This window comes from Microcystis sp. M_OC_Ca_00000000_C217Col (assembly GCF_007095585.1).
Lineage (GTDB): Bacteria > Cyanobacteriota > Cyanobacteriia > Cyanobacteriales > Microcystaceae > Microcystis > Microcystis panniformis.
In genome coordinates this window covers 1-2,692 of the sequence record NZ_SFBV01000174.1, presented here as the reverse complement: position 1 = coordinate 2,692, position 2,692 = coordinate 1, and the positions used below count along the sequence as shown (strand labels likewise).

Here is a 2,692-nt window from a genome sequence, read left to right as displayed (position 1 = left end):
AACTGATAACTGATAACTGATAACTGAGAGGTGCGCCACTGGAAGTTCTTAAGTGCTACATCAAAAATCAGGAAAAGCCGTCGTAAAACGACGGGGTTTTAACCCAAATTTTCGATAAATAAGTTTTACCGCTCGAATCTGTCTTCCTCTCTTTGTTCTTTCTGCCTCTGTGGTTTATCCTTAATCTTTCTGGGATCACCTGAGAAAAACTGTATGCTAGGCCATATTTAACCAAGCTAAACCAAGAGAGCCTTAATTTTTTGGTTAGGATAGGCACTCTTGCAATAGTCCCTTCCATAGGTGTAATTAATTTTGTTCAATCTCTTGGTGTTTTCTTGTCCAGACTCCGAGAACACTGGCCCCTTACCCCTCCTCTAGAGGTCTATTGATAATTAGCCAATTTTTGACGACGAAAATCCCGAGGTGATAATCCTGTCCAACGCTTAAAAGCGCGAGTAAAATGGGCGGGATCACTGTAACCTAATTCCATGGCAATATCAATTAATTTTATCTGGGGTTCCTGCAGCCACAAAACTGCTTGCTCAAAACGAATTTTTTCCACTACCTGAGTATAGGTTAAACCTTCTTCTCCTAACCTTCTTTGTAGGGTACGGACACTCATGCCGGTGATTTCTTTGGCTAAGTTAATATCGGGATAACCGTTGGGTAAAAGAGGAGTAATCACCTGTTTTAAAGAGCCACTTATATTCTGTACAGGGGAGGAAGAATAGAGATTTTCCCGATCTTTTTGACTCGGTTTATTATCTAAAGCTACGGGAAATTTAAGAGGTAAACTCAGAAAAGAACGAGGAAAAACAATAGCAGTAAACCCCATTCCCGCACGAATTTTAGTTCTGCTTAAAGATTCATCTTTTAAGTCGCAGCCCCGCTCACCCTGAAGATAAATTTTCGGCGGCTGCCATAATTTTCCTAGGGCGATACTAACTAATTCGATCATCAGTCTTGAAGCAAATTGGGCAGCATAATGACAATTAACCTCCTGATTGTGGAGATAACGCTGACAAAAATAAGCGGTTTCTTCCTGTTCTTTAATCCAGAATATTTCCCCTGAATTGTTAGCAGTGATCATGTTTTTGACCGTATTAAAAGCATCATAGACAGTCAAAGACTGACAAATAATTCGCCCGAAAGTCCCTAAATCAGCGATCGAAGTTGCCTTCCCTACTAATAATCCTAAGTTGTCTATACCTTCTCTGTGCGCCGCTTTCTCGATCAACGAGAAGGCCTGATGACGTGGGATTAAAGATTCGGGATGATCGAGCGCAAATAAGGGTAATTTTACCTCCTCTAATAATTTTTCCGTGGGGGAACCGATGCGATGAAGAAACGTAACAAAGGGTAACAAAGTATTAACCCGAAGCAGGGGGATATATTTCATCTCATTAGAGAACAAGTCGGCGAAAGGAAACTGTGAAGATTATCGCGATTTTGGCGTGAGATGGCAAGAAAAATTTTGATGACACGCTATATTGAATGTCGAAATTGTGAAAACTACCATCTATTACCTCGACTCGTGACTCTTTTTCGACAGAACAATGCCCTGACTTCCCCCAGGTCAAATTTATAAACTTTTGCTGATGAAAACAACCAAATCTTAGAATTGAGGAATAAAATAGAGGTTCTCCAGCAAGAGAAGCGGTAAAAGCCATCAATCAATCAAAAAACAAGTCACCAGTTTAATTAATAATTCCTCGGTTATTTTTGCGAGCAGTCTAAGCACATTAACAAAAACCAGATTTTCAGAGCTGCCATGAATTTTCTGCCAAAAATCCTTTTACTGGGTCTAATTAGCTCCTCTGGGCTGGGAATCGTTTCCCCGGTCTCAGCAGAAACTCCCCCAAAAATTGAACCCAAGGCCCTAGCAATTCTCAAGCAAATGAGCGATCGCTTAAGTGCCGCTCGTTCCCTGGCCTTTACCGCCACTATCACCTACGAGAGTCCCAGTCGTATCGGCCCACCTCTGGTGTACACAACGATCGCCGATGTCACCCTGGAACGGCCCAATAAGCTCAGGGTGATTAGTCCGGGAGACGGTCAGGCTAACCAATTCTACTACGATGGCAAAACTATTACCGCCTATTTGCCAACGGAAAATCTGGTGGCTGTCACCAAAGCGCCTAACAATCTCGATGCCGCTTTAAAATTGGCTTACGATGCCGCCGCCATCTATTTCCCCTTTACCGATATCATCGTTGCCGATCCCTACCAAGATATCGCCCCCGGTTTGACCTATGCCTTCTTGATCGGACAATCGCAAGTGGTGGGAGGAACCACCACCAAGATGATAGCGATCGCTAATAACAAAATTTTTGCCCAATTGTGGATCGGGGTCGAAGATAAACTGCCCCGCATGATCCGCGCCGTCTATCGCGACGATCCCGCCCGTCTTCGTCATCAGGTCGCCTTTGATAACTGGCAACTCGATATTCCGAACGCTCCGAACACCTTTACCTTTACTAATAGCAATCAAGCTAAACCGATTCCTTTCGCTCGTCCCGAACCCCCGGCTTTAGCTCCCTCTCCCCAACCTTAAATATCTGGAGGATTTCGCTGTTGACATCCTCGCCGCACTTTTAGGGCGGCGATTCCTAAACCTCACGATTTAAGTTTCTGCTTCCACCACCGTCGCATACCACAGTTAAAAAACCATGTACTGTCTTACACAGAGTCC

General features: G+C 43.8%; 2 protein-coding genes. One reads left to right on the top strand and one right to left on the bottom strand.

Annotation, left to right across the window (positions count from 1 at the left end; genetic code table 11):
* Positions 1-382: 382 nt before the first annotated feature.
* On the bottom strand, positions 383-1,366 hold the full coding sequence (locus tag EWV66_RS10165) for an AraC family transcriptional regulator (RefSeq protein WP_272079449.1): 984 nt from the start codon (positions 1,364-1,366) through the stop codon (positions 383-385).
* Positions 1,367-1,771: 405 nt separating this feature from the next.
* On the opposite strand from EWV66_RS10165, the gene EWV66_RS10160 reads away from it, so the two are divergent.
* Positions 1,772-2,554, top strand: a complete 783-nt coding sequence (locus EWV66_RS10160) for a DUF2092 domain-containing protein (RefSeq protein ID WP_052276981.1) — start codon at positions 1,772-1,774, stop codon at positions 2,552-2,554.
* Positions 2,555-2,692: the final 138 nt, after the last annotated feature.